The 303-nt window shown below is 59.7% G+C and carries 1 protein-coding gene; it reads right to left on the bottom strand.

Features of this window, described 5'->3' with window-relative positions; all coding sequences use genetic code 11:
- Positions 1-22: 22 nt before the first annotated feature.
- The gene (locus CRM90_RS30165; protein WP_502693340.1) at positions 23-214 is read right to left on the bottom strand and encodes a hypothetical protein; all 192 of its coding nucleotides are present in this window, start codon (positions 212-214) and stop codon (positions 23-25) included.
- Positions 215-303: the final 89 nt, after the last annotated feature.

Raw genomic sequence — 303 nt, forward strand, 5'->3', positions numbered from 1 at the left:
CATAACCAGCCACCCAGCCGGGTCACCCGTTGTGGTCACCCAATTTTCGTGTCAGTTGGTCACGGTGCTGTTGAGATTGGCCTTTATCGGCATCAAGGGTGGTTCTCAGCTTGTCGCCTTCGATGTCGAGGTTGGGGAGGCGCCGGTCGAGGTGTCGGGGCAGCCACCAGGCCCAGTCGCCGACAAGGGACATCACCGCCGGCACGAGGGTCATCCTGACAATGAACGCGTCGATGAGGATTCCGAATGCTAGCCCGGATTTTGCGTGGTAGGTGGCGCGAGTGGGTTTTGATGCTGAGTTGG

It is taken from the genome of Mycobacterium sp. ENV421 (assembly GCF_002887815.1).
In the GTDB taxonomy this organism is placed as follows: domain Bacteria; phylum Actinomycetota; class Actinomycetes; order Mycobacteriales; family Mycobacteriaceae; genus Mycobacterium.